The sequence below is a fragment of the Gilliamella sp. wkB108 genome (genome assembly GCF_001690195.1).
In the GTDB taxonomy this organism is placed as follows: Bacteria; Pseudomonadota; Gammaproteobacteria; order Enterobacterales; family Orbaceae; genus Gilliamella; species Gilliamella apicola_L.
Genome location: NZ_LZGM01000083.1, coordinates 1 through 25,759, shown reverse-complemented (window position 1 = coordinate 25,759; position 25,759 = coordinate 1). Strand labels below are relative to the sequence as shown.

22 protein-coding genes and 1 rRNA gene are annotated in these 25,759 nt (G+C 35.6%); 12 read left to right on the top strand and 11 right to left on the bottom strand.

Annotated features, from left to right (window positions below; all coding sequences use genetic code 11):
• Entirely contained in the window at positions 1–2,229 is a 2,229-nt protein-coding gene (gene parC / locus A9G11_RS09100; protein WP_065619294.1) for a DNA topoisomerase IV subunit A, read from the bottom strand.
• A 27-nt stretch (positions 2,230–2,256) separates the two neighbouring features.
• Positions 2,257–4,146, bottom strand: coding sequence for a DNA topoisomerase IV subunit B (gene parE / locus A9G11_RS09095; RefSeq protein ID WP_065619293.1), 1,890 nt, complete (start codon positions 4,144–4,146; stop codon positions 2,257–2,259).
• A 297-nt stretch (positions 4,147–4,443) separates the two neighbouring features.
• Between parE and A9G11_RS09090 the strand changes: the two genes are divergently transcribed.
• The 6 genes from A9G11_RS09090 to ubiA all read left to right on the top strand — a co-directional run bounded on the left by A9G11_RS09090 (position 4,444) and on the right by ubiA (position 11,704).
• A complete protein-coding gene (locus A9G11_RS09090; protein ID WP_141674395.1) occupies positions 4,444–5,904 on the top strand; it encodes a hypothetical protein in 1,461 nt (486 codons plus the stop codon).
• A gap of 271 nt (positions 5,905–6,175) precedes the next feature.
• Positions 6,176–8,626, top strand: coding sequence for a DMSO/selenate family reductase complex A subunit (locus A9G11_RS09085; RefSeq protein WP_065619291.1), 2,451 nt, complete (start codon positions 6,176–6,178; stop codon positions 8,624–8,626).
• A gap of 20 nt (positions 8,627–8,646) precedes the next feature.
• Positions 8,647–9,261: a DMSO/selenate family reductase complex B subunit gene (locus A9G11_RS09080; RefSeq protein WP_065619290.1), complete on the top strand. Its 615-nt coding sequence runs from the start codon at positions 8,647–8,649 to the stop codon at positions 9,259–9,261.
• A 1-nt stretch (position 9,262) separates the two neighbouring features.
• Positions 9,263–10,102 carry a dimethyl sulfoxide reductase anchor subunit family protein gene (locus A9G11_RS09075; RefSeq protein ID WP_065619289.1) on the top strand — a complete coding sequence of 280 codons (840 nt, stop codon included), beginning with the start codon at positions 9,263–9,265 and terminating at the stop codon, positions 10,100–10,102.
• A 59-nt stretch (positions 10,103–10,161) separates the two neighbouring features.
• The gene (locus A9G11_RS09070; RefSeq protein ID WP_065619288.1) at positions 10,162–10,722 is read left to right on the top strand and encodes a TorD/DmsD family molecular chaperone; all 561 of its coding nucleotides are present in this window, start codon (positions 10,162–10,164) and stop codon (positions 10,720–10,722) included.
• Positions 10,723–10,876: 154 nt separating this feature from the next.
• On the top strand, positions 10,877–11,704 hold the full coding sequence (gene ubiA / locus A9G11_RS09065) for a 4-hydroxybenzoate octaprenyltransferase (protein ID WP_065619287.1): 828 nt from the start codon (positions 10,877–10,879) through the stop codon (positions 11,702–11,704).
• Positions 11,705–12,076: 372 nt separating this feature from the next.
• Here the strand turns inward: ubiA and folP are convergent, their stop codons facing one another.
• The 3 genes from folP to rlmE all read right to left on the bottom strand — a co-directional run bounded on the left by folP (position 12,077) and on the right by rlmE (position 15,699).
• On the bottom strand, positions 12,077–12,913 hold the full coding sequence (gene folP / locus A9G11_RS09060) for a dihydropteroate synthase (RefSeq protein WP_065619286.1): 837 nt from the start codon (positions 12,911–12,913) through the stop codon (positions 12,077–12,079).
• 200 nt (positions 12,914–13,113) lie between these two features.
• Positions 13,114–14,991, bottom strand: a complete 1,878-nt coding sequence (ftsH, locus tag A9G11_RS09055) for an ATP-dependent zinc metalloprotease FtsH (protein ID WP_081298507.1) — start codon at positions 14,989–14,991, stop codon at positions 13,114–13,116.
• 81 nt (positions 14,992–15,072) lie between these two features.
• On the bottom strand, positions 15,073–15,699 hold the full coding sequence (rlmE, locus tag A9G11_RS09050; RefSeq protein ID WP_065619284.1) for a 23S rRNA (uridine(2552)-2'-O)-methyltransferase RlmE: 627 nt from the start codon (positions 15,697–15,699) through the stop codon (positions 15,073–15,075).
• A gap of 97 nt (positions 15,700–15,796) precedes the next feature.
• Here rlmE and yhbY point away from each other — a divergent pair, with 97 nt between their 5' ends.
• Positions 15,797–16,090, top strand: coding sequence for a ribosome assembly RNA-binding protein YhbY (yhbY, locus tag A9G11_RS09045; protein ID WP_065619283.1), 294 nt, complete (start codon positions 15,797–15,799; stop codon positions 16,088–16,090).
• 53 nt (positions 16,091–16,143) lie between these two features.
• Here yhbY and greA read toward each other — a convergent pair whose 3' ends face one another.
• Positions 16,144–16,620 carry a transcription elongation factor GreA gene (greA, locus tag A9G11_RS09040; protein ID WP_065619282.1) on the bottom strand — a complete coding sequence of 159 codons (477 nt, stop codon included), beginning with the start codon at positions 16,618–16,620 and terminating at the stop codon, positions 16,144–16,146.
• 241 nt (positions 16,621–16,861) lie between these two features.
• On the opposite strand from greA, the gene A9G11_RS09035 reads away from it, so the two are divergent.
• The 3 genes from A9G11_RS09035 to hslO all read left to right on the top strand — a co-directional run bounded on the left by A9G11_RS09035 (position 16,862) and on the right by hslO (position 19,837).
• The gene (locus A9G11_RS09035) at positions 16,862–18,472 is read left to right on the top strand and encodes a hypothetical protein (protein ID WP_065619281.1); all 1,611 of its coding nucleotides are present in this window, start codon (positions 16,862–16,864) and stop codon (positions 18,470–18,472) included.
• Between the two features lie 101 nt (positions 18,473–18,573).
• A complete protein-coding gene (gene hslR / locus A9G11_RS09030; RefSeq protein ID WP_065619280.1) occupies positions 18,574–18,972 on the top strand; it encodes a ribosome-associated heat shock protein Hsp15 in 399 nt (132 codons plus the stop codon).
• Positions 18,944–19,837, top strand: a complete 894-nt coding sequence (gene hslO, locus A9G11_RS09025; RefSeq protein WP_065619279.1) for an Hsp33 family molecular chaperone HslO — start codon at positions 18,944–18,946, stop codon at positions 19,835–19,837. Before hslR ends, hslO begins: the two co-directional genes overlap by 29 nt.
• A gap of 136 nt (positions 19,838–19,973) precedes the next feature.
• Here the strand turns inward: hslO and tsaA are convergent, their stop codons facing one another.
• From tsaA to metN, 4 genes are all read right to left on the bottom strand, one after another.
• Positions 19,974–20,699, bottom strand: a complete 726-nt coding sequence (tsaA, locus tag A9G11_RS09020; protein ID WP_065619278.1) for a tRNA (N6-threonylcarbamoyladenosine(37)-N6)-methyltransferase TrmO — start codon at positions 20,697–20,699, stop codon at positions 19,974–19,976.
• Positions 20,700–20,827: 128 nt separating this feature from the next.
• A complete protein-coding gene (locus tag A9G11_RS09015; protein ID WP_065619277.1) occupies positions 20,828–21,709 on the bottom strand; it encodes a MetQ/NlpA family lipoprotein in 882 nt (293 codons plus the stop codon).
• Between the two features lie 14 nt (positions 21,710–21,723).
• Positions 21,724–22,383, bottom strand: coding sequence for a methionine ABC transporter permease (locus A9G11_RS09010; protein ID WP_065619343.1), 660 nt, complete (start codon positions 22,381–22,383; stop codon positions 21,724–21,726).
• A gap of 112 nt (positions 22,384–22,495) precedes the next feature.
• The gene (gene metN / locus A9G11_RS09005) at positions 22,496–23,527 is read right to left on the bottom strand and encodes a methionine ABC transporter ATP-binding protein MetN (protein ID WP_065619342.1); all 1,032 of its coding nucleotides are present in this window, start codon (positions 23,525–23,527) and stop codon (positions 22,496–22,498) included.
• 119 nt (positions 23,528–23,646) lie between these two features.
• On the opposite strand from metN, the gene gmhB reads away from it, so the two are divergent.
• Positions 23,647–24,183: a D-glycero-beta-D-manno-heptose 1,7-bisphosphate 7-phosphatase gene (gmhB, locus tag A9G11_RS09000; RefSeq protein WP_065619276.1), complete on the top strand. Its 537-nt coding sequence runs from the start codon at positions 23,647–23,649 to the stop codon at positions 24,181–24,183.
• Positions 24,184–24,207: 24 nt separating this feature from the next.
• On the opposite strand, the gene A9G11_RS08995 is transcribed toward gmhB, so the two are convergent.
• Complete coding sequence (locus A9G11_RS08995) at positions 24,208–24,900, bottom strand: DUF4184 family protein (RefSeq protein WP_176701259.1); 693 nt, start codon at positions 24,898–24,900, stop codon at positions 24,208–24,210.
• Between the two features lie 546 nt (positions 24,901–25,446).
• On the opposite strand from A9G11_RS08995, the gene A9G11_RS08990 reads away from it, so the two are divergent.
• A 16S ribosomal RNA gene (locus A9G11_RS08990) occupies positions 25,447–25,759 on the top strand; the annotation flags it as partial.

Below are 25,759 nucleotides of genomic sequence, written 5' to 3'. Positions count from 1 at the left end.
TTATTCGTTCACCTCAATTCGATCTATTTTTTGTAGCCCACGTGGTAAAGATGTTCCTTTACGCGCGCGTTCAGCTCTAAATTTTTGTAAATCAGCAGCATAGAGTGTAAGTTTGCGTTTACCAACATGCAAAGTTATTGATGTTTCTGGTGTAATTAGCATCATGTAGGATAAACTATCATCTGCACCAGAGAGGGATATAATTTTATTCCCTTTACCTTTGGCAAGCTCAGGTAAATCTTTCACAGGGAAGATTAACATTCGTCCCGCTTGGGTAATAGATAATAGTAAACTCTCTGCAGATGAAATTTCAATTGGTGTTAATACCTTAGCATTATTTGGTAAATTAATAATGGCTTTACCATTACGGTTACGGGCAATTAAATCACTAAATTGACATATAAAGCCATAGCCAGCGCTAGAAGCCAATAACAATTTTTGATTTTCATCAGCAGACATAAGGACATGTTCAACTGTAGCGCCGGTAGGAAGTGCTAACTTACCTGTAAGTGGTTCGCCTTGTCCTCGTGCTGATGGTAAGGTGTTAGGCTCAATGGCGTAACTACGACCCGTTGAATCAATAAATACTACAGGTTGATTACTTTTGCCTTTAGCTGCTGCTTTAAAGCTATCGCCTGCTTTATAGCTTAAACCGAGTGGATCGATATCATGCCCTTTTGCCGATCTTACCCAACCCATTTCAGATAAAATAATTGTTACGGGTTCAGATGGTGTGAGTTCTTGTTCTGTAATCGCTTTTGCTTCACTTCGTTCAACAATTGGAGAACGGCGCTTATCACCATATTTTTCCGCATCTTCTTGTAACTCTTTTTTTATTAAATTATTGAGCTTTCTTGGTGAATCTAATAGTGCTTGTAGATGATCGCGCTCTTTCGCAAGTTCATTTTGTTCGCTTTTTATACGAATCTCTTCAAGTTTGGCTAAATGACGGAGTTTTAACTCTAAAATGGCTTCCGCTTGTGTATCGGTTAAGGCAAAGCGATGAATAAGTTCTGCTTTAGGCTCATCTTCATGACGAATTATTTCGATAACTTCGTCAATATTCAAAAATGCGATCATTAATCCATCTAAAATATGTAGACGTTTTAATACTTTGTCTAAACGATAGTTTAAACGTCGCATGACTGTGCTTCGGCGGTACTCTAACCATTCAGTTAAGATTTCCAGTAAGCCTTTAACTGACGGGCGATTATCCAGCCCAATCATATTCATATTCACCCGGTAACTTTTTTCGAGATCGGTTGTGGCAAATAGATGATTCATTACTTGCTCTAAATCGATGCGATTTGAACGAGGTACAATTACTAAACGCGTTGGATTTTCGTGATCTGACTCATCCCGTAAATCTTCAATTAAAGGCAGTTTTTTAGCACGCATTTGAGAAGCAATCTGCTCGAGAATTTTAGCTCCCGAAACTTGATGTGGAAGATCGGTAATGACAATATCACCTTCTTCTTTTTTCCAAACGGCTCGCATCCGAATAGAGCCACGACCGGTTTTATAGATTTTCTCTATATCTTCATGAGAGGTAATAATTTCAGCTTCGGTTGGGAAGTCAGGTCCTTGTATGTGAGTCATTACTTCGCTAAGTGTTGCCTTAGGATTTTCAGCTAACATAATTGCGGCATTAGCCACTTCGCGAATATTATGAGGAGGAATGTCGGTAGCCATACCAACCGCAATGCCGGTGGTACCATTTAATAAAATATTTGGTAATCTAGCCGGCAACATTTTAGGTTCTTGCAAGGTACCATCAAAGTTTGGTGTGTAATCAACGGTGCCTTGGCCTAGTTCTCCTAGTAATAATTCGGCATATTTTGATAAGCGTGATTCAGTGTAACGCATAGCAGCAAAGGATTTGGGATCATCTGGCGCCCCCCAGTTACCTTGTCCATCAACTAAAGGATAGCGATAAGAGAAGGGTTGTGCCATTAATACCATTGCTTCATAACAAGCACTATCACCATGAGGGTGATATTTACCTAATACATCACCTACAGTACGTGCCGATTTTTTGAATTTAGCTTGGGCGTTAAGACCTAATTCTGACATTGCATAAACTATACGTCGCTGCACCGGTTTTAATCCGTCACCAATAAACGGTAGTGCGCGATCCATAATCACATACATGGAGTAGTTTAAATAGGCACTTTCAGTAAATGTTCGTAGTGACTGTACTTCTACTCCGTCATGAGTTATCTCACTCATTATTGTTCCTCTAAATCATTCTTTATGTTAGATATCAAGTTCGACTTGATCGCCTTTTTCTTGTAACCATTCACGGCGATCTTCTGAGCGTTTTTTGGCAAGTAGCATATCCATTAATGCCATGGTTTGTTCGGTGTCATCAAGGGATAACTGGACTAAACGGCGCGTATTGGGATCCATTGTGGTTTCTCGCAGTTGCAGAGGATTCATTTCCCCTAATCCTTTGAAACGTTGTACATTAGGTTTCCCTTTTTTGCGTTTAAGTTGATCTAAAATGCCTTCTTTCTCTTCTTCATCTAATGCGTAATGTACCTCTTTACCTAAATCGATTCGATAGAGTGGTGGCATGGCGACAAAAACATGACCATGTTCAACCATAATACGAAAGTGACGTACAAATAATGCGCAAAGCAAGGTGGCAATATGTAATCCATCAGAATCGGCATCGGCTAAAATACAGATTTTACCGTAACGTAATTGGCTTAAATCATCACTATCAGGATCAATACCAATGGCAACAGAAATGTCGTGGATCTCTTGTGAACCTAGTACTTCATCAGAGGAAACTTCCCAAGTATTTAAAATCTTACCTTTCAGTGGCATTATCGCTTGATATTCGCGGTCACGTGCTTGTTTAGCTGATCCACCAGCAGAGTCACCTTCTACCAGAAATAGTTCGGTGCGACTCAAATCTTGTGATGAGCAGTCAGCCAGTTTACCGGGTAAAGCGGGTCCACTGGTTAATTTTTTACGGATGACTTTTTTAGATGCCCTTAACCGTCTTTGCGCGCTTGAAATTACAACTTCAGCCAGTAATTCTGCTATCTGCACGTTTTGATTTAACCAGAGACTAAAAGCATCTTTGACAATCGCAGAGACAAATGCTGCGCTTTGTCTGGAGGATAACCGTTCTTTGGTTTGTCCGGCAAATTGTGGTTCTTGCATTTTAACTGAAAGAACATAGGCACACCGTTCCCAAATATCATCGGCGGTTAATTTTAAACCACGTGGTAATAAATTACGGAATTCACAAAATTCGCGCATTGCATCAAGTAAGCCTTGGCGTAAGCCATTGACATGCGTTCCACCTTGTACGGTGGGAATTAAATTCACATAACTTTCAGTTAATAATTCACCACCTTCAGGCATCCAAAGCAGCGCCCATTCCACTGCTTCGGTATCACCAATATGGTTACCGGTAAAAGGCTGTTCTGGTAATAGCGTGTAACCACTTACCGACTCCATTAAATAATCTTTTAAACCATCTTCATAACACCACCGTTCTTCTGTGTTATTAATTTTATCTTTAAAAATAATTTCGAGACCAGGGCAAAGTACTGCTTTGGCTTTAAGTAAATGTGCTAAACGAGGTACAGAAAATTTTGGTGAGTCAAAATATTTTTCATCCGGCCAAAAATGTACTTTAGTCCCAGTATTTCGGCGACCACAAGTACCTGTAACATGTAAATCTTCAACTTTATCACCATTTTCAAAAGCTATTTGATAAACTTGTCCATCACGGTTAACGGTGACTTCAACGCGTTTTGATAGAGCATTAACTACAGAGATCCCAACACCATGTAACCCACCAGAAAATTGGTAGTTTTTATTTGAGAATTTACCACCCGCGTGTAAACGACAAAGTAGTAATTCGATAGCTGGCACCCCTTCTTCAGGATGAATATCGACCGGCATACCTCGACCGTCATCAATCACTTCTAAGGAGTTATCCTCATACAGGATGACTTTAACTTGATGTGCATGACCAGCAATAGCCTCATCGACGCTATTATCAATAACTTCTTGACCTAAATGGTTAGGGCGAGTGGTATCAGTGTACATTCCCGGACGATGACGAACAGGATCAAGACCCTTTAAAACTTCTATATCAACGGCGTTATAACTGGATTGTGACATATTCTTTCTGATTAAATGAATAAATGCGTTTATTATACCAATTTTTCGCTGATAAGACCAAGGTCAAGTTGGAAGGGAAATTTGCGGCTAAAACTAATTGTAATAATGCTTTTACTTTTTTAAAAATTTATAGTTAAATAAATTAGTTAATTCATTAACGCGATTTGTTGGTTTAGCGGGAATAGGATTTTTATATTTGATTAAATGAAAGCTGTTATGTTTTTAAAAGATTGGCTATATATATTCAGTTCTATTTTGTAAAAAATTAAGTTTATTAGTAGTAATTAGTTTGGTTGTATGAAAGATGTGTTTTGTAATTTAAGAAGTAAATTATGTAGTTTGCGTTGTACCTACCTATTTTTTCTATTTTTGCTCCTCTCTTCATCAATTCCTTTTAATAGTGTTTGGGCCTTATCTGGAAGGACAGTTCAGTCTATCAATGGTTCCGCTCCCTATTTTACGGTAGATAAGGGTGTAACAAAGATATTGGATACCAATGGTTTTTTTGAGTTAACTTTATCGGATGATTCCAAAGTTACTACATCAGTAATAAATTCAGCTAAAAATCCCATTTTTTTGCCAAATGAATCAGATACGTTTGGTAGTGTGTTAACGAAAATTCCTTTAAATGAGTATCCATCGGTTACTTTTGATGATTTAGTGAAAAAATATAATTATTGGTCAGATGATGATGGTGATTCAACTCCTACAGTAACAGGTAATTTAAAAGTAACTTGGAAGAATGTTTTTGGAGAAGATATTACTAATAAAATTAAGCTTACCGATAAATTAGTACGTTGTGATTCACCTTATACATTAACGATTGAATCTAGTGGTACAACACTTGCAACGCAATACGGTGTTCCCAATATGACAAGTTTGGTTGCAAGTTCTCATACTTATTATATTAAACCCAAATTAATTCCTTATGTGTGCCATGCTTTACCCAATATTCAGAATGGTTTCAATGATTCAGATGAATGGGAAGAAGATACTATTACAGAAGAAGTTAAAGGTTTTAAAGTTCAAAGTCTTGAACGAAATAGTAGATATAAAAACTTCCCGACCATAGGTTCAAATAATCTCTTTTTTAAATTAAATTTACACGATATTACAGCTGGAGAGGTGATTGCGCTTAATAATAATGGCTCAGTATTTCCGGAATATGGTAAAGGGGTTACATTGCAATTGGCAGCAGAAAATGGCAATTTAAATGGGAATATTTTACGCGTCATTTTGAAAGGCCCTAATATCAATTCAAGTGATAAACAATTTGCAAAATCAGGTTTTGTAATATATGCAGATAAAGCACAAAATATTTTATATACTTTCGAATTGTCTCGCTGGCTCATTCCGAAACCTGGTTATGTGAATATGGATCACCAAGCAGCAGTAAAATATTGTGAAGATTTGAATGCGAATTATAAATTAATCTCATATCGTGATTTGACTAATGCAGATCCACACCCTATTTTAGCAAGAAGAGTCATTGGAATAAATCCAGGTATTCCTGTTCCAATGTATTTGCGAGCTATCAGTCGTTATGATCCTATAACGGGGTTTGATGGTGGCATTCTTAATGAATGGGGTGGTTTAACTCAAGACTATTACCCGGATAGTAATTGGGAAGATTTTTACTATATTACAACAAACTTTAATAGTAAAGGTGAAGTTTTTTATGTTATTTTAGATTCGGGTAGTTTAGAGACGACCCTCCTATTTAATGAAGAAAGAGTTGCCTGCGTTAATTCTCAATAACAAAATATTATTACTCATCATTTTGCTATAACATCTTATCTTTTTTAGGTAAGATGTTATGTCACATTTTTTTGATAACTCAAAATTTACGCATCTTATTTACGTATATCTTATTTTTAGGATTAATCCTTTTATATCAGTTAATTGAGAATAATATTTATTCAATTTTATTATTGTTAATAACTGTTTAATTTTATGGTTTTTGGGTTTGTTTATTAATTCATTAGTATTATCATGATTAAAGGCTCCCATATAAAACTAAGGGAATAGAATGAGTAGGTCAGAAAACAAGATAAGTCGGCGTGATTTTCTACAAAAATCCATGGCAATTGGGGGAGTTGTTGCATTAACCAATAATATGCAATTACCCTTTGTCTATGCTGAACCCAATATAGCAACGAAACATAACGACAATGTTAATCCCAGTGAAGAAGAGAAAATTTTTTATAGTGCTTGTTTAGTCAATTGTGGTAGTCGTTGTCCACTGAAAGTACATGTTAAAAACGATATTATTACCAAAATATCTTCGGAAGATGGGATTGATGAATCTACATTTGGTTTACACCAAATTCGTCCTTGTATTCGAGGTAGAGCTGTTCGTTGGCGTACTTATGATCCAGATCGCTTAAAATATCCTATGGTACGCATAGGTAAACGTGGAGAAGGTAAATTTAAGCGTATTTCATGGGATGAAGCGATTAATTTGCTAGCAGATAAGCTTAAATATACTATTGAAAAGTATGGTAATGAAGCAATTTATTATCAATATGGTTCAGGTACAACTGGAGCAAATATTTCAGGTCGTAATGCTTGTAAACGTTTTTTAAGTACCATTGGCGGATTTTTGAATTACCATGGGGATTATTCAAGTGGTCAAATTTCGGCTATCCGCCCATTTGTTTATGGTTATGCTACAGATTCTTTGATTGATCAGATTAAGCATTCAGATCTTGTGGTGATGTTTGGGCATAATGTTGCTGAAACCAGAATGTCCGGCGGTGGCCAAGTTACTGAGCTTTTTCATGCCCTTGAACAGAGTAAAGCCCGGGTTATTATTATCGATCCTCGTCATAGTGAAAGTGTGGTGGCTTATAATGCCGAATGGATACCAATTGTTCCGGGTACGGATGCGGCGTTAGTTGCAGCCATTATTTATGCATTACTCGAACAAGATCGTATCGACGATAATATGCTTAATCAATATTGTGTTGGTTGGAATGCTGATTCTTTACCCGATAGTGCGCCAGCCTTTAGTGATTATAAATCGTATATTTTGGGATTAGGTGATGATAGAACACCTAAAACACCAGAGTGGGCGGCAGAAAGAACAGGTATTCCTGCTTCACAAATTCGTAAGTTAGCAATGGATATTGTTAATGCAAAGGCGGCATGGATATCACAAGGTTATGGTGTACAGCGTTGGCAAAATGGTGAGCATACGGCACGAGCTATTATGATACTGCCCATTATAACCGGACAATTTGGTAAGCCTGGAACTAATATAGGTACTTGGGGTGGAAGTGTTTCTTATTCTTTGCCGGGTTTAAGTATTCCTAATCCCGTAAAAACCAGTATCTCTTTCTTTTTGTGGACTAAAGCAATAGAAGATGGTCCTAATATGACCGCTAAAAATTCTTACCTAAAAGGGAAAGATAAATTGGATGTGGGGATTAAATTTATTTGGAATTACGCGGGTAATGTCATCGGCAATCAACATTCAGATCTCAATCGTACCCACCAAATTTTACAAGATGAATCTAAGTGTGAATTTATTTTAGTCTGGGATACACATATGACCGCATCAGCAAAATATGCCGATTTGTTGTTACCGGATGTGTCATCTGTCGAAAGTAATGATTTAATTAATAACTCTTATGCATCGGGCGCTTATAACTACCTTATTCGGATGCAAAGGGCTATCAAACCTTTATGGGAAAATCGACCGGCTTATGATGTATTAACTGAGCTATCCGAAAAAATGGGTGTAAAAGATAAATTTACCGAAGGGCGTACCCAAGATGAATGGATCGAGTATTGTTATGAAAAGTTGCGTAAGTATGAGCCAAATTTACCGCCTTTTGCTGAAACTGACGGTATGGGGGTGGTCGATCGTAAATTGGAAAATAGTGATGAACAAATTGGTTTGAAGGCATTTAGAGACGATCCAATTAATAATCCATTAACTACGCCGTCTGGCAAAATTGAGATCTATTCAGAAGCATTGGCTAAAATTGCCAGTGAATGGGAACTTGATGAGGAAGACATACTCTACCCAATTCCTGCATATTTACCAGCAGTGGAAGGGAGTGAAGATAAAAAGCGACGAGCCAAATATCCTTTACAACTTATTGGATTTCATATCAAAGGACATTGCCATTCAACCTATAGTAATTTGCCACAACTGCGCGAAGCGGTAGCTGATAGTGTTTGGATCAATCCATTCGATGCTGAGCAAAGACAAATTAAACATGGTCAGTTAGTTGAGGTTTATAACGATCGTGGACGACTGTATATTCCAGCTAAAGTAACGCCTCGTATACTGCCAGGCGTGATAGCGATTCCTCAAGGAATGTGGGCTAAAACCAATGCTGCCGGTATTGATGTTGGTGGTTGTATTAACCGTTTAACCTCATTAAGGCCAAGTGTACTTGCTAAATCTAACCCACAGCATACCAATTTGGTTGATATTAAACCCTTGCCTGTTACACAATCGGTATTGTAGGGTAAGAGGAGATAATAAAAATGCAATATGGATTCTATATTGATTCCTCAAAATGTACAGGTTGTAAAACTTGTCAACTTAGTTGTAAAGATGAAAAAGATAACCCACTAGGTATTCATTTTCGTCGTGTTTATGAATATGGCGGTGGCATTTGGCAACAAGTCGATGGCATTTGGCAAAATAATACCTTTATCTATTATTTATCTATTGCTTGTAATCACTGTGATCAACCTGCTTGTGTACAAGGCTGTCCTACTGGTGCAATGCACAAACGTGAACAAGATGGATTAGTGGTTGTTAATCAAGATGTCTGTATTGGTTGCCGATATTGTGAAATGCGTTGTCCATATGGTGCGCCTCAGTTTGATCGTCAAAAACGCGTAATGTCAAAGTGTGATGGCTGTTATGAACGTGTTGCAGCAGGTTTAAAACCTGTTTGTGTTGAATCTTGTCCTCAACGTGTATTAGATTTTGATGAAATTGATAAACTTCGCCAGCGTTATGGTAATGAGCAAAATATTGCGCCATTACCTAATTCACAGTTGACTAAACCTAATATTGTTATTAAGCCACATGCACAAGCTAAAGCTTCGGGAGATACTCTGGGTAAAGTGCTTAATCCGGAGGAGGTCTAATATGCATGAGTTACCACTGGTGTTTTTTACGGTTTTTGGGCAGTTATCTGCTGGTATGGTTTTTCTTGGTGGTTTACATTATTTATTGACCCATTCACAAAATAATTTGTTCACAATAGCAAAAATTAATAGTGTAGCACTAATTTTTATGGCATTAGGTATGGTTATTGCTTCATTCCATTTGGGGCAACCATTACGTGCTTTAAATGTTATTTTTGGTATTGGTCGTTCCCCTATGAGTAATGAGATATTTACTTTTGGTCTATTGTTTGGTTTGACTTTGGTCAGTGTATTATTAATTCATTTTTCGTATGAGAATAAAGACAGTAAATTTAAATTGATAAAAACGCTCTGTCAGCGAGTAAATCAGATCCCTCATTTAGCAAAAATCATAGCAATCTTATTGATTATTTTAAGCTTAATCTTTGTATGGACAATCGTTGCAACTTATATGCTGCCCACAGTTGAAACATGGAATACCTATTACACCGCTATTCAAATGTACACTGCGATGTTGGTATTAGGAAGTCTTGCTGTACTCATATTAGGTTTATATCGTATTGGTCGTTTGGTATTTGTTGTTAGTGTGTTGCTGATTTTGTTATTAAAAATACCTTATCTAAATTTAATGGCTGCAATCTCGCCTCAATTAGCTTCTGAACAACACGTTTGGATGATTGCACAATGTGGGTTACTTTTGCTAGCCTTGGTTTTAGTCGCGCTAACTAGTAGGCGAACAGCTACAAATACTATTACTTATTTTACTGTTTTTGCCTGCGTTTTAGTTGGTGAAATTTGTGAACGTATCGCATTTTATAATTTATGGATAATTCCTTTATAATCATTTAGAATAAAACTAATCCCTCATAAAAAGGTGAGTTAAGGCAAGGAGCAATCAATGTGAATAGCACAAATTCTGCTATATTGGCAAAGTTATTAGGTGCTTTTTTTTACTATCCACCAGATAGCCAAATGGTAAAACCGTTAATTGCTGCTTTGTTGCATCTTGATCAGTTCCCTGAATGGCAAAATCCTTCACTTATCAATAAACAGTGCGGAATATTAACTGATGAAATAAATAATAATCCTGAGCTTGATTATCAATATTCAGTGTTATTTGAAGGTCAAGGTACTATGCCGATACCTCCTTGGGGATCTGTTTATCTTGATAAAGAACATTTACTTATGGGTGAGTCACAAGAGCGTTACCGTCAATTTTTGAAACAGCATGGCATCAAGCTTAATACAGGAATGAATGAGCCAGAAGATCAGTTTGGATTAATGCTCTTAGCTTTGGCGATGTTGCTGGACAAGAACAAAACTGATACAGCAAAGCAGCTGATCACCGATCATTTGCAGACGTGGTCTTCTATCTACCTCGATCGGTTGAAACAAAATAATATCAGCCGATTCTATCAAGCATTAGCCGTTATTGCAGAACAATATCTACAGATGCTGTAAAATGTTTTGTAATACTTAAATGAGAGTGTCATTTTAAATTAGTATTTTGTTAATTTTCGTTAATCAATTAATGATTGTTGTCATGAAGTAGCAATTGTAGATTGCATGCTGATAGGTATAATTTCGCTATAATTTATTAGGATGAATAGTATTAATGTTAGCTTATTTACAACTGATGCGTTTAGATAGACCAATCGGGATATTACTTTTACTCTGGCCGACGCTGTGGGCAATTTGGCTGGCGAATCATCCTACTTTATATATTACGTTGGTATTTGTACTAGGTGTGGTGGTGATGCGTTCTGCCGGATGTGTTATCAATGATTATGCGGATCGTCATTTTGATGGATATGTTGAACGTACCAAAAATCGACCATTAGCTCGTGGTGCTTTGACCGAAAAAAATGCTTTGTGGACTTTATTTGTCTTGTTGATTGTTGCACTGACTTTGTTACTTACTTTAAATAAACTGTCGTGGCTTATAGCTTGTTTAGCGCTATTAACAACCTTGATTTATCCCTTTATGAAGCGCTATACCCATTTACCGCAAATTACCTTAGGTGTTGCCTTTAGTTGGGGGATCCCAATGGTGTATGCGGCAACCATTGAGCAGTTTCCTTTAACTTGTTGGCTACTTTGCTTCGCTAATATCTGTTGGACTGTAGCTTATGATACACAATATGCAATGGTAGATCGTATTGATGATTTGAAAATAGGTATTAAATCAACCGCAATTTTATTTGGTCGTTATGATAAGTTAATCATCGGGCTATTACAGGTAATAACTGTTATTAGCCTATTTATTATTGGTCAGCTTAATCAGTTATCCACATTCTATTATTTGGGTTTATTATTGGTTATATTGCTGTTTATTTATCAACAATGGCTAATTAAAGATCGTGACAGAGATCGATGTTTCAAGGCTTTTCTAAATAATAATTTAGTTGGTTGTATGGTTTTTTTGGGTATATTTTTTTCATAAAGATGCAATTGTTAGTTAGTTTAACTTTATGATTGGTGAAGTGTATGTTGTTCAAGTAGCGATATAATTAGGTATGTTATTTATTTTTTTACATACTGAAACGTATAGCTAACCTGAAAATTTTTCACAACTATTTTTTTGCAATCTAATAATTTTTTCTTTTTGTGAAACTTGCACTGAGATAATAATTCGGTTGTGATGCCATAGTTATTTCTATACTAAATAACATCAATCCATTGATTTGAAAGAAGTATATGTTGAATTACACATGGAAGGTTTTATAACTTATATACTCCACTGGTTAGCTTTCGTTTGTCGTTGTTATTACTCTGGCTTGTTACATTTAAGCATAGTAACACAAAATGAGTGTTATTAACCTCGTTCTGCTAAGGTTGCTTGTACAATTCTCAGTGCATCAAAGGTTTCTTTTACATCATGTACGCGAATAATTTGAGCGCCTTTCATTGCTGCAATGACGGCACAGGATACACTACCAAGCATGCGTTCTTGCGGTGGCACATTTAAAACTTGTCCAATCATGGATTTTCTCGACATGCCGACCAATAATGGTAAATTAAAGTGGTGGAATTTTTCTAACGTTGCGAGTAAACGATAGTTATGCGCTAAAGTCTTACCAAATCCAAAACCTGGATCGAGGATGATTTTTTCACGATTAATTCCAGCATTTATACAACGGTTAATATGTTGAGCAAAAAATTGGTCTACTTCTTGATAAATGTCCTGCTGATAATGGGGTGCAGTTTGCATTGTTTGAGGATCACCTTGCATATGCATAATACATACTGGCAAACCAGTTTGTGACGCAGCCTCTATTGCGCCAGCTTCGGTGAGCGCTCGGATATCATTAATTAGATGAACACCCGCTTTAGCCGATTCAATCATCACTTGTGGTTTTGATGTATCAACTGAAATCCATACATCAAAATAGTTAGCAATTTTTTCAATTAATGGAATTACTCGATTCAGTTCTTCATCTACTGAAACTTCAGTGGCTCCAGGTCGAGTTGATTCACCACCTACATCGATAAATGTTGCACCAGCTTGAATCATACTATCAACTCGTCGTAACGCATCATCAAGGTTATTGTAATTTCCTCCGTCAGAAAAGGAATCCGGCGTCATATTAACAATGCCCATCACTTGTGGAAAAGAGAGATCCATGATTTGATTTTGAAAATGAATTTCCATGATTGTTAACCTTATTAGGATGTGATTTAAATTGTTTATACAGTTATACTTAAAATTATATTAGCTATAAAATTAAGTTCAACTTATTGAAGTTTATAGCGTTACTATTAAGACACTGACTGTTTATTACTAATGTATTGTCGTCGTTTTGATAAAAAACGCGCCGTAGCGCGTTTTTTGTATTGTTGTAACAGAGCAAATTAACTTTCTGATTGAGGTGGAGTATTATCCCCTTCATTAGGAATTTCAATTGTTGCTTTTTCGTCGTTATCTGTCCAGCCATCTGGTGGTGTAACCGGCTTACGATGCATCAGTTCATCAATTTGTTGCATGTTAATTGTTTCATATTTCAATAAAGCATCTTTCATCGCATGCAGTATATCAATATTATCGGTCAATAAGGTCTTGGCACGGTTGTAGTTACGTTGAATAAGCGCTTCGACTTCCTCATCAATAACTTTTGCTGTACTATCAGAAATTTTCTTCAAAGGACCATAAGATGACTCTTCATACTCAAATAAGACGGGCGGTAAGCGATCTGAGAAACCCCACTCAGTGACCATTGCTCGTGCTAATCTTGAAGCATACTGGATGTCACTGGAAGCACCAGAAGTGATTTTGTCTTCACCGTAAATTATTCCTTCAGCAATTCTTCCTGCATAAGCAGTTGAAATTTCAGATTCAAATTGAGTACGAGTTTTACTAATTTGATCTCCTTCCGGTAAGAAGAACGCTACACCTAATGCGCCACCACGAGGAATAATTGTCACCTTATGCAATGGATCATGTTCTGGTACTAAATAACCAACAATAGCATGACCTGCTTCATGGTAAGCGGTATTAGTTAACTGCTCTTTGGTCATTGATAATGAACGACGCTGAGTCCCCATATTAATTTTATCTTTAGCTTCTTCAAATTCATCCATGGTGACGACTCGTTTATTTCGGCGCGCCGCAAATAATGCCGCTTCATTAACTAAGTTAGCTAATTCAGCACCTGAATAATTTGGCGTCCCTCGGGCTAATACTGATAGATTGACGTCAGAACCTAATGGCACTTTACGTACATGCACAGCAAGAATTTGTTCACGACCTTTCATGTCGGGTAAACCAATTTGTACTTGACGGTCAAAACGACCTGGACGAAGCAAAGCTGGATCTAAAATATCAACGCGGTTAGTTGCAGCAATAATGATAATACCACTATTAGTTTCAAATCCGTCCATCTCAACTAACATTTGGTTTAGCGTTTGTTCTCGCTCATCATGTCCACCCATTGAGCCACCACCACGTTTGCGACCCACTGCATCAATTTCATCAATAAAAATAATACAAGGTGCATGTTTACGAGCTTGTTCAAACAAATCACGAACACGTGATGCACCAACACCAACAAACATTTCGACAAAGTCTGAACCAGAAATGCTGAAGAAAGGGACATTAGCTTCACCAGCAATGGCTCTTGCGAGTAATGTCTTCCCAGTTCCTGGAGGTCCAACCATTAAAATCCCTTTCGGAATTCGGCCTCCTAGTTTTTGATATTTATTTGGATCGCGTAAAAAATCTACTACTTCGGTTACTTCTTGTTTAGCTTCTTCACTGCCAGCCACATCAGAAAATTTGGTTTTGATTTGATCAGGAGTTAATAACCGAGCTTTACTTTTACCAACCGCCATTGGTCCGCCTTTACCACCACCTTGCATTTGGCGCATGATGAAGATCCAAAAGCCAATTAATAAAATAATCGGAAACCATGAAATTAAAATATTAGCTAATAAACTTGGTTTTTCATCGGGACTACCATAGACATTAACTTTGTTTACTACCAACTGATCTATTAATTGTTTATCAAAATAAGGAATGTAGGTGACATAACTATTGTCATTTTTGGTAGTGGCAACAATTTCACGTCCATTAATACGAACTTCTTTCAGTTGTTTATTGGTGATATCGGAATTAAATTGTGTATAATTGACTTGGGGTCCGTTGTTTGATATTGAGCTAAATTGGTTAAATACAGCAATCAATACTACGGCGATAATTCCCCAGATCAGTAAATTCTTTACCATGTCGTTCAAAAGAAAAACCTCTCACAAAAATTAACAGTTAGAACTAAAACTAAAAAATAAATCTATAGTACTACAAAATTATACAACTGACTACTTCATACCCATTGCAACAATATATACTTCTCGAGATCTTGCGCGAGAAGCTTCAGGTTTACGAATTTTGACAGTTTTGAATAGCGATCGTACCTCTTTTAAATACTCTTCAAAACCCTCACCTTGAAATACTTTAACAATAAAGTTGCCATTAGGTGCTAACACATCTCTACACATATCTAAGGCTAGTTCAACAAGGTACATTGCTCTGGGGATATCAACTGCGGGCTGTCCACTCATATTAGGTGCCATATCTGACATAACAACTTGTATTTTTTGTTCTCCTACACGTTCAAGTAACGCTTTTAGAACAGCTTCATCGCGAAAATCACCTTGTAGGAAGTCAACACCTACAATAGGATCCATAGGTAATAAATCACAGGCGATAATGCGCCCTTTATTACCAATAAGAGATGCCACATATTGTGACCAGCCACCCGGTGCTGCGCCTAAGTCAACCACCGTGATACCGGGTTTAAATAAATTGTCGCTTTTTTGAATTTCTTCTAATTTGAACCATGCTCTGGAACGTAGACCTTTTTTTTGTGCCTGCTGCACAAAACGATCTTTAAAATGCTCGTTAAGCCATCGCGTTGAACTTGCTGAGCGTTTTTTGTTACTCACCGCTTATAAATCCTTAATGTAAAGTAGCCACTTCATTGATTAGTTATACATATAAGGGTAGAATAACGGGATTTCAATATAATGTGATAAAAAATTAATGAATTTATCTAATAAACAAAAACATTTTTTAAAAAGTGAAGCTCATCATTTAAAACCAATTGTCATGATTGGTGCAAATGGATTTACTGAAGGTGTATTAGCTGAAATTGAAAATGCGTTAAATTTTCATGAGTTAATCAAAATTAAAGTTTCAGCTGAAGATCGCGAAACCAAAAAACTAATTTGTGATGCGATTATACGAGAAACAAAAGCTGAACCAGTACAACAAGTTGGTTCTATTTTTATTGTATTTAGACCAAGTGAAGAGAAGAAAATCACTTTACCAAAATAAAAAAACAGGGAAAGCGCCCCTGTTTTTGTTCATATCCTCTTAATAAGATGTCATTAGATATACTCGACTTTCACGATATCAAATTCAACATCACCACCAGGGGTTTTAATTTGTACTGTATCGCCATCTTCTTTACCAATGAGACCTCTAGCAATCGGTGAATTGACCGAAATGAGATTCTGTCTATAGTCCGCTTCATCATCGCCAACTATTCGATAAGTTGTTTCTTCATCAGTATCGACATTAATTACTGTTACTGTTGCCCCAAAAATAATACGCCCGGTATTTTTTACTTTGGTAATATCAATAATTTGTGCTTGTGATAATTTGCTTTCAATCTCTTGAATACGTCCTTCACAAAAGCCTTGTTGCTCTCTTGCTGCATGATATTCGGCATTTTCTTTTAAATCTCCATGCGCTCTTGCTTCGGCTATTGCAGCCGTAATTTGAGGCCTTTTGACGTTTTTCAACTCTTCAAGTTCAGCACGTAATAATTCGGCTCCCTTTACAGTCATTGGGATCTGTTTCATCGCTGTTTTCTCCCGTTTTATTTATCGTAAATAAAAAATAACTATCCCTCATCTTATTATGAGAGAGGGAGAGTAATCGATTCCATTTGTTATTTGAAAGACAATACTGTCTATGCCTATATATTAACTGTAAAACAGGTCTAACCACAAATCATTTATATTAAAATGAGATGCTATTTTAGCTAAAATGCGTTATCGTAATACAATATTTAACGATTTATTAAAACGATATAATTAATTTATGCGTCGATTACGATTTTACATAATCATTTTGCTAGCATTTATCTGGTTTTTAATCTTATTACCCTATTTTTTAGTACAAACTTCCTTTGGCGCTAAAATAGTTAGCCAACAATTATCTAAATTAAGCCCATACTCTATTTCAATTGGTGGTATTCATCACTCTTTTTCAAATTTTTATGAGTTGGTTTTTGATGATGTGGTAGTAAGCGATGAGAAGCAAGAAATTGTTAATCTTTCAAAATTAGTTATTGGATTTGATAAAGATAATCTTTGGCAATTAAATCATTTTAATTATATTTCTATTATTGATGGTGTGATTAATGATAATAATATTAATCATTATAATATTTCTGCGAATAATTTAAGTTTTTTTAATGCAACGATACAAATCCCCATTAATCAAGGGCGAGAGACACTTTTGTTAAAACAAGTTAAAGGTAGAATTAAACCTTTTACTTCATCAGGCAAAGATGATTATCAATTTGATTTGACTTCCCAACAAGTTTTATTCAATGAAACTCTGATAGAGTCAGTTTTAATTCAAGGATTTGTACGTGATGGTATAACCACTGTTACTAATTTAGGTGGTAACGTTGGTGGTGGTTTTTTTGTTAGTAAATTAAAAATTTTGGCTGATGAAAGTTTGGATATCGATCAGTTAAGAGTAAGTAATATTCATTTTCAAGTCACTGATGATGAGTATTTGAATAAATTATCTGACGTTTTACCTGATCTAACAATTCGACATTTTTCCTTGTTTGGTAGTAGTCTACAGTTTCCTGCATTCTTAATGGAGAATAGTGATCTTGAAGTAAATAATGTAAGTTATGATAAACAGCAGTGGCACTTTAATGAAAGTTCTTTAGTGTTTAACGCTGATATTGTTAAGTGGCATGATGAGTTTTTTAATTCAGTTCTAATTAAGTTAAAAACAAATGAGGAAGAAGTTCAGATTGAAAAAGCAATAGCAACGTGGAATAAAGGTAACGTTAATCTGACCGGAACTTGGCGAGATAATCAGTTACATCTCGATCAACTCACAATTGTTGATGTAGATTATCAATTACCCGAAAAATTAGATCAATTATTATTACCCGATGTATTTAGCCTAATAAAAATAGATCAATTAACTGTTTTACCAAGTTTATTTATTAGTAAACGCACTGATTATCCTTTTCGTTTTACTAATTTTGAAGCTTCGGGTTCGGATATTACTATTGTGAAAAATAGAAAATTAGGAATATATTCTGGTACCTTGTTTTTTAAAGCGGAAAGAGGAGCGGTTAATCGAATTGATATAAAATATCCCGATTTAGCTGTGAAATTTGATTCAAATAATCATACATTATTAAATTTTAGTACGTTAATTAGTGACGGTGGAATGGTGGAAGCACTAGCAATACTGGATCCTTCAAAAACGGAATTTCTATCATTACGATTTAATGCATATAATATTACAAGTACGTTATTACGTGAGTGGAAATTAGTAAAGCAACCACCGATGGCTGTCAATTATACTGCTGATTTGCATGGTAGTATTTCACCATTTGCTTTGTCTGGCCGAGTCACGATAGATAACAACAATTTTATTGTTACACCTCAATATTGATTTTTTCAAAATTATCCTTATATACTTTTTAAAGATATTTCAGGTCTTATATAATGTTTTAATAGAATATTTAACGCAAAAAGCTGTGATATGAGGAAGTTATGGAGCAGGTGAGATTAGATAAATGGTTATGGGCAGCCAGATTTTATAAAACGCGTTCACTTGCTCGCGAAATGGTTGAAGGGGGTAAAGTTCATTATAATGGACAGCGCACTAAACCAAGCAAAATTGTCGAAATGGGCGCTACATTAGTTCTCCGGCAAGGATCTGATCAGAAAACCATTCAAATTTTAGCAATTAGCGAACAACGTAGGCCTGCCAGTGAGGCTCAACGGCTTTATCAAGAAACACAAGAGAGTATCGCTAATCGTGAAAAAATTGCTCAGGCGCGTAAATTAAATGCTTTGATGATGCCCCATCCTGATAGAAGACCTGATAAAAAAGAGCGACGTAATTTGATTAAATTTAAATATGAAAGACAACAAAGCGATAACAATTAATATGGATACTTTAAACCGATTTTTATTCGATAATCATCCAATTCGTGGTGAAATCACACGTCTTGAAAAGACGTACCAAGCTATTTTAGATAATCATACTTATCCTCTAGCCGTGCAGAATTTACTAGGAGAATTGTTGGTTGCAACCAGTTTACTCACTGCCACTTTAAAATTTGAAGGTGATATAGCTGTGCAGTTACAAGGTGATGGTGCGCTTTCTCTAGCTGTGGTAAATGGTAATAATGAACAACAATTACGAGGCGTTGCTCGAGTTAACGGTGAAATAGCAGATAGTGCAACCCTTAAAGAAATGGTTGGTAATGGTTATATTGTTATTACCATTACCCCAAAAAATGGAGAACGATATCAAGGTATCGTAGGATTAGAGAAAGAGACATTAATTGAATGCATAGAGAATTATTTTATGCAATCTGAGCAACTGCCAACACGATTATTTGTTAAAACAGGGATGTATAATAATCACCCTATAGCAGCAGGTATTTTATTACAAGTATTACCGGCTACTGAAAATACGAGTGAATCGTTTAATCATCTTATCGCATTAACAGAAACAATTACTGGTGATGAATTGTTTCAATTATCAATCGATGAGATTTTATATCGTTTATACAATCAAGAAGAAGTCCGTCTTTTTGAGACAAACCATATTACATTTAAATGTGGATGTTCTCGTCAACGTTGCGAAGATAGTTTAATGACTCTGCCTGCTAATGAAGTCGATCAGATATTAAATGAAGACGGTGGTAAAATTGATATCCATTGTGATTATTGTGGAAAACATTATCTATTTGATGCGATTGATATAGCGGAATTGAGAAATAAACCAACAACTTATTATCATTAACCTTGCTTGATAAAAACACAACCACTAAAATTGAGAGATTTTAGTGGTTAAAGTTCTATTCATACGAATTAATTTTATAATAAAAATTATTCAATCAACGTAGCTATTAACTGCGTTTAATCTATTTGAAAATAGTTCATCCTCGCTTTTTTATTTTACTTTCGTGTATATCGATAACTGTAGCTAATTGATTGGTTATTTGCCATTTAATATTTAAGTGATAAAGCGTAATACCATAAGTTTGTTGTTCAAGGTTAGTTTGTTTATAAGCAGGTCTTGGATCTTGAGCAATAACTTGTGTTATTAATTCTGAAAGTTGAGGATATTGTTTTTGATACAAAGAAAGTAACGGAAGCAGATGTGGTGAAAACTCTACGGTTAAGGTTGATTCAGGTATGTATTGAGCATAACCTGCGCTAGCATCGGGATGACTATCACAGTAAGGAAGATATGGTTTGATATCAATGACAGGTGTACCATCGACTAAATCAAGACTACCTAGTTTCAAAATAACCTGTTTATTTTCAACTACAATGTTGTGTAATTTGACTGCTGAAAGTCCAATATGATTGGGTCTAAAAGGTGATCTTGTAGCAAATACGCCTGACTTTTTATTTCCTCCTAAGCGAGGTGGTCTGACCGTTAAACGCCATTTTTTAGGATCGATTTGATGAAATAGAAATACTATCCACAAATGTGAGAATTGTTCTAGTCCTTTTACACTGTTGGGATCATTATATGGTGGTAATAGATGAAGTTCACCTTGTCCGGCAGAAACTAGATTAGGTTGTCTTGGTACAGCAAACTTTTCGCTATAAGGTGAGTGGATAATACCAATAGGTTCAATTTGATAGGTCATTATCTATTTATAATTCATTTAATTAAAATGTTTATGGTGTCAGTAAATGTTAGATATTTACCTTAAAACTATTTGATATTTCCGCCGATAAATATCGGCGGAATCAATCTATTGGTGTTTTTATTACGCTATTACCAACCGCGAATGGCACCACCATTAAAAATTTGGTCAGCCTTTTGAGCTACGGCATCAGTTTGGTATGCTTTAACGAAGTTTTTGATGTTTTCATTATCTTTGTCAGCTTCACGTGCTACGATAATATTAACATACGGAGATTCTTTATCTTCCACAAAAATACCATCTTTACTTGGTGTTAAATTTGCCTGTCCTGCAAAAGCATTATTAATGATAGCAAGATCTACTTGGGCATCGTCTAATGAACGCGGTAACATAGGTGCTTCAAGTTCTACTATTTTATAGTTATAAGGGTTACTTGTTATATCAAGTACGGTAGGTAGTAAACCTTTTGATTCATCAACGGTAATCATTTTTTCATGTTGTAATAAAAGTAATGCTCGACCTAAGTTGGTTGGATCATTTGGAATAGCTATGGTTGAATTAGCTGGAATAAAGAAGGTTTCACCGCGTGGTGAAGTTACTTTCACACCGTTTTGGTTATCTGTTTCTTTATCAAGAGGTTTTAGTTTATGAGAATAGCTAGCAATAGGATAAACAAAAGAGTTACCTACAACAGTCAATTTATAACCGCGCTCTTTCATTTGTTCATCTAAATAAGGTTTATGTTGAAAAGCATTAGCGTCAATTAGACCGTCATTTAAAGCTTGGTTTGGCGTGACATAATCATTAAAAATAACCAGTTCAACATCTAAATTGTAAAGATCTTTAGCCTGCTGTTTAACTACTTCAGCCACTTCTTGTTCAGGACCTGAAATGACACCAACTTTAAGTGTACTATTATTTGTTGGTTTTTCTGATTGTTTATTGTTATCACAACCAGTTAAAAAAAATGCACTCACCAATGTGGTAACAAGTGCTAGCTTCTTTATAGACATAATTTTCTCCAAAATTAATGATGAGTAACACGTTTAACAATAGTATTGCCGATAAATTGAATAATAAAGACAATCACAATTAATATAACTAAAACTGTATTCATTATAGCAGGCTTATAACTATTATAGCCATATTGAATTGCAAGTTGCCCCAATCCACCTGCACCAACAGTTCCAGCCATTGCGATATAATTCGTTAAGGTGATAAGTGTAATAGTCAAACTATTAACGATGACAGGTAATGATTCCGGTAATAAAACCTTATATATAATTTGTAGTGGAGTTGCTCCCATTGAGCGAGCTGCTTCTATAAGTCCTTTTGGTACATCAAGTAATGCATTTTCAATCATTCGTGCAATTAATGGTGAAACACCTATGCTAAGTGGTACAATTGCAGCTTGTTTACCAATATAGGTTTCTAATCCAGTAAAATATTTCATTATAAAAGCTGTAAAAGGAATTATCCAAACAATCAAGATAATAAAAGGTATTGAACGAAATATATTGGTAATAAATGAGATGATACTATTGGCGGCGTAACACTCTAAAATTTGTCCTTTACGGGTGGTATATAACAAAATGCCAATAGGTAATCCAATAACCGTTCCCCAAAAACCAGATAAAGCCACCATATAAATTGTTTCATCTGTTGCTTGTGCCATTTTAAATAACATGGCTTCGCTAAAGCCGTTAAATGAGGAGCAAAATGCGACAAAATCTGCCCAAAAATGATATTCGGCTAAATAGTGAAATAAAGATTCAAAAGGTTTAAATGAGGGGATAAAATTAAACATAGCCGAGTACCTCTACTTTGGTATTATTTTTTTCTAAAAATTGTATTGCTGATGCTGTGCTTTTTGGTTTTCCTTTCATTTCTGCTAGCATTAATCCAAATTTGACGCCACCAGCATAGTCCATTTGCGCACTAATAATATTACTATCAATGTCAAACTCTTTGGCTATTTGTGATAGTAAAGGTAAGTCAACTGAAACACCGGTAAACTCTAAGCGTACTAACGGATTTAGTCCCTCTTTATACTCAGGAGATAGTCTTGCTAAATAATCATCTGGAATATTCAAATGCAAGGTTGATTGAATAAATTGTCGAGCGATATCGGTTTCAGCATGGGAGAACATTTCACCTACAGAAGATTGTTCAACTAATTGCCCGTCACTGATAACAGCAACTTGGTCACAGATCTGCTTCACTACATCCATTTCATGAGTAATTAATAAAATGGTAAGTCCTAGTTTTTGATTGATATCTTTCAATAACGCTAAGATTGAACGCGTTGTTTCAGGATCTAAAGCACTGGTCGCTTCGTCACATAATAATACCTTAGGATCACTGGCTAAAGCTCTGGCGATAGCAACCCGTTGTTTTTGTCCGCCCGATAAATTTGCAGGATAAACATTGGCTTTTTCTGTCAACCCAACTAATGTAATAAGTTCATCTACTTTTTCTTTAATGACTGCTTTGGGTGTTTTATTGAGTTCAAGCGGAAAAGCGATATTATCAAATACTGTACGTGAGGAAAGAAGATTAAAGTGTTGAAAAATCATACTGATTTTACGACGAACTTGAATTAATTGCCTATTAGAGAGATTTGTGATCTCCTGATTATCAAAAAAAATCTTACCGCTAGTTGGTTTTTCTAATAGATTAACACAGCGAATAAGTGTACTCTTTCCTGCGCCTGATTTACCAATAACACCATAAATTTTACCTTCGGGAACATGAATAGTTATATCCTTTAAAGCATAGATTGGCGTTTTATTGTGTTCAAATGTTTTCGAAATATGCTGTAATTGTATCATAATATATAAAGACAAAAATATTGATAGATGAATATTAAGACGTCTAGACATCTAAGTCAATCACTATTATATGATGTGCTTATTGATATCTATCTTAATGAGGAGACTGAAAAGTAAAAATGAAACCGGCTATTTTTTTAGATCGAGATGGTACTATAAATATAGATTACAACTATGTTCATACAATTGATAAATTTCATTTTATCGATGGGGTGATTGATGCAATGCAAGAACTTAAAAAAATGGGGTTCATGTTAGTTATTGTTACAAATCAATCAGGTATTGCCAGAAATATATTTACCGAACAACAGTTTAATACATTGACAGAGTGGATGGATTGGTCATTACAAGATCGAGGAGTCGATTTAGATGGTATCTATTATTGTCCACATGATCCATTAGTTGGTAATTGTCAATGTCGAAAACCAAGCCCAGGTATGATTCTAACAGCAGCAAAAGAACTAAAAATAGATGTTGCCAATTCCTATATGGTCGGCGATAGAATATCAGATCTATTATCAGGCAAAAGAGCTGGTGTGAAAAAAACAGTGTTAGTAAAAACGGGTGATGCAGTCACTGAAGAAGCGTTAGCACAAGCTGATTGGGTGATTGATAGTTTAGCGGATTTACCGAAAAAGATAAAAACAGCATCATAATTGCTGGCTTATATTGATACGGCGTTATTTAAATGAACGTTGTATCATTTTAATGATAAGAGGGGTTAAGATAAATCCTAAAAATAACCCATCAATGATGATTACAATCGCCTTTCCCAATTCATTAATTGATCCATAAAACATAAAAAACAAAGTCGCAATAATCATCACTAAGCTCCAATATTGAATACTAATAGTATTGTTACTATCAGTAGTAACAACAGGTAATCGTAAAATAAATATTCCAATTAGACTTATTCCTATAAGAGAACTGCTATGTTGTAATAGCTTATAAATCGAAATTTCTTTATTAAGTATTGTGACTGAATCTTGTAAAAAACTGAATCGCTGAACAAAGTAACCTGATAAATGAGTAAATGAATCCCAACCAATATGAGAAAAGATACCGATTAACGTTGAAGTTAAAACTACTTTCCAATAATAATAACAATACTGATTCCAATTTATAACTAGAGAATTAGCAAATCGTCTATAAAGGAAATAAGGTAAATTTTTGACTAAATCATCACGTATAAAAAAGTGAAATACATAAGCAATTAGTAAAGTTATTGGTAAATCAAACAGAAAAATACCCATTACCTGATGACTAAAATCACTTCTCACTGACATTCTAAAAAAATATTCAAAATCAGGGGACATACTACCAATGATAAGCGCCGTCATTGAAAACAGCCTAGGCTTTTTGTAAAAAGGCAATACAATTGCAGGGGTGAGCGAAGGTAAATGGCATTTCGTTGTCTTATATAAAATATGTTAATTTAACTATTGAAGTTGATTTTTTAGATCCCAATAATTTAGTCAATGCATCATATAATAAAACGATAATTTTAGAAAAATGTATAGTTTTAGTTTGTTTTTAGTTCAGTCCGTGTAAAAAAAAAGCAAATAAAAATAAATTTGCAATAATTACTTGCACGATTTTTTTAAGTCCCTATAATGCGCATCCACTGACACGCAGCCAACGAAAACAAGTCGGCGTAAGTTTAGTGAACAGGATCAAAAATTTTGAAAAAAGATCTTGACGAATATGAAGGTGTAGCGTAGTATACGCAGCCCTTGAGACAGTAAAAGCGAAAGCGTAAATGACACTGTCAGCTCTTTAAAAATTAAGAAACAGACAATCTGTGTGGGCACTTGCGAGACGAAAGAATAAAGTCTACGGACTTAAAAGATAAAGTCTTGATAAGTGACACTGAAGATTCATTTGAATATGTCAGAGACAGTTATTGAGCATCAAACTTTAAATTGAAGAGTTTGATCATGGCTCAGATTGAACGCTGGCGGCAGGCTTAACACATGCAAGTCGAACGGTAACATGAGTGCTTGCACTTGATGACGAGTGGCGGACGGGTGAGTAAGGTATGGGGATCTGCCGAGTGGCGAGGGACAACAGTTGGAAACGACTGCTAATACCTCATAAAGTTGAGAGACCAAAGCATGGGATCTTCGGACCATGTGCCATTTGATGAACCCATATGGGATTAGCTAGTTGGTGGGGTAAAGGCTCACCAAGGCGACGATCTCTAGCTGGTCTGAGAGGATGACCAGCCACACT

Excerpts from the sequence above, each read along its gene's own strand:
- hslO (WP_065619279.1), top strand. The coding sequence starts at position 18,944 with ATGAAAGACAACAAAGCGATAACAATTAATATGGATACTTTAAACCGA.
- A9G11_RS09080 (WP_065619290.1), top strand. The coding sequence starts at position 8,647 with ATGCAATATGGATTCTATATTGATTCCTCAAAATGTACAGGTTGTAAA.
- A9G11_RS09015 (WP_065619277.1), bottom strand. The coding sequence starts at position 21,709 with ATGTCTATAAAGAAGCTAGCACTTGTTACCACATTGGTGAGTGCATTT.
- A9G11_RS09075 (WP_065619289.1), top strand. The coding sequence starts at position 9,263 with ATGCATGAGTTACCACTGGTGTTTTTTACGGTTTTTGGGCAGTTATCT.
- folP (WP_065619286.1), bottom strand. The coding sequence starts at position 12,913 with ATGGAAATTCATTTTCAAAATCAAATCATGGATCTCTCTTTTCCACAA.
- yhbY (WP_065619283.1), top strand. The coding sequence starts at position 15,797 with ATGAATTTATCTAATAAACAAAAACATTTTTTAAAAAGTGAAGCTCAT.
- gmhB (WP_065619276.1), top strand. The coding sequence starts at position 23,647 with ATGAAACCGGCTATTTTTTTAGATCGAGATGGTACTATAAATATAGAT.
- A9G11_RS09010 (WP_065619343.1), bottom strand. The coding sequence starts at position 22,383 with ATGTTATTTAAAATGGCACAAGCAACAGATGAAACAATTTATATGGTG.
- parC (WP_065619294.1), bottom strand. The coding sequence starts at position 2,229 with ATGAGTGAGATAACTCATGACGGAGTAGAAGTACAGTCACTACGAACA.
- hslR (WP_065619280.1), top strand. The coding sequence starts at position 18,574 with ATGGAGCAGGTGAGATTAGATAAATGGTTATGGGCAGCCAGATTTTAT.
- A9G11_RS09035 (WP_065619281.1), top strand. The coding sequence starts at position 16,862 with ATGCGTCGATTACGATTTTACATAATCATTTTGCTAGCATTTATCTGG.
- parE (WP_065619293.1), bottom strand. The coding sequence starts at position 4,146 with ATGTCACAATCCAGTTATAACGCCGTTGATATAGAAGTTTTAAAGGGT.
- greA (WP_065619282.1), bottom strand. The coding sequence starts at position 16,620 with ATGAAACAGATCCCAATGACTGTAAAGGGAGCCGAATTATTACGTGCT.
- ubiA (WP_065619287.1), top strand. The coding sequence starts at position 10,877 with ATGTTAGCTTATTTACAACTGATGCGTTTAGATAGACCAATCGGGATA.
- A9G11_RS09085 (WP_065619291.1), top strand. The coding sequence starts at position 6,176 with ATGAGTAGGTCAGAAAACAAGATAAGTCGGCGTGATTTTCTACAAAAA.
- metN (WP_065619342.1), bottom strand. The coding sequence starts at position 23,527 with ATGATACAATTACAGCATATTTCGAAAACATTTGAACACAATAAAACG.
- A9G11_RS09090 (WP_141674395.1), top strand. The coding sequence starts at position 4,444 with ATGAAAGATGTGTTTTGTAATTTAAGAAGTAAATTATGTAGTTTGCGT.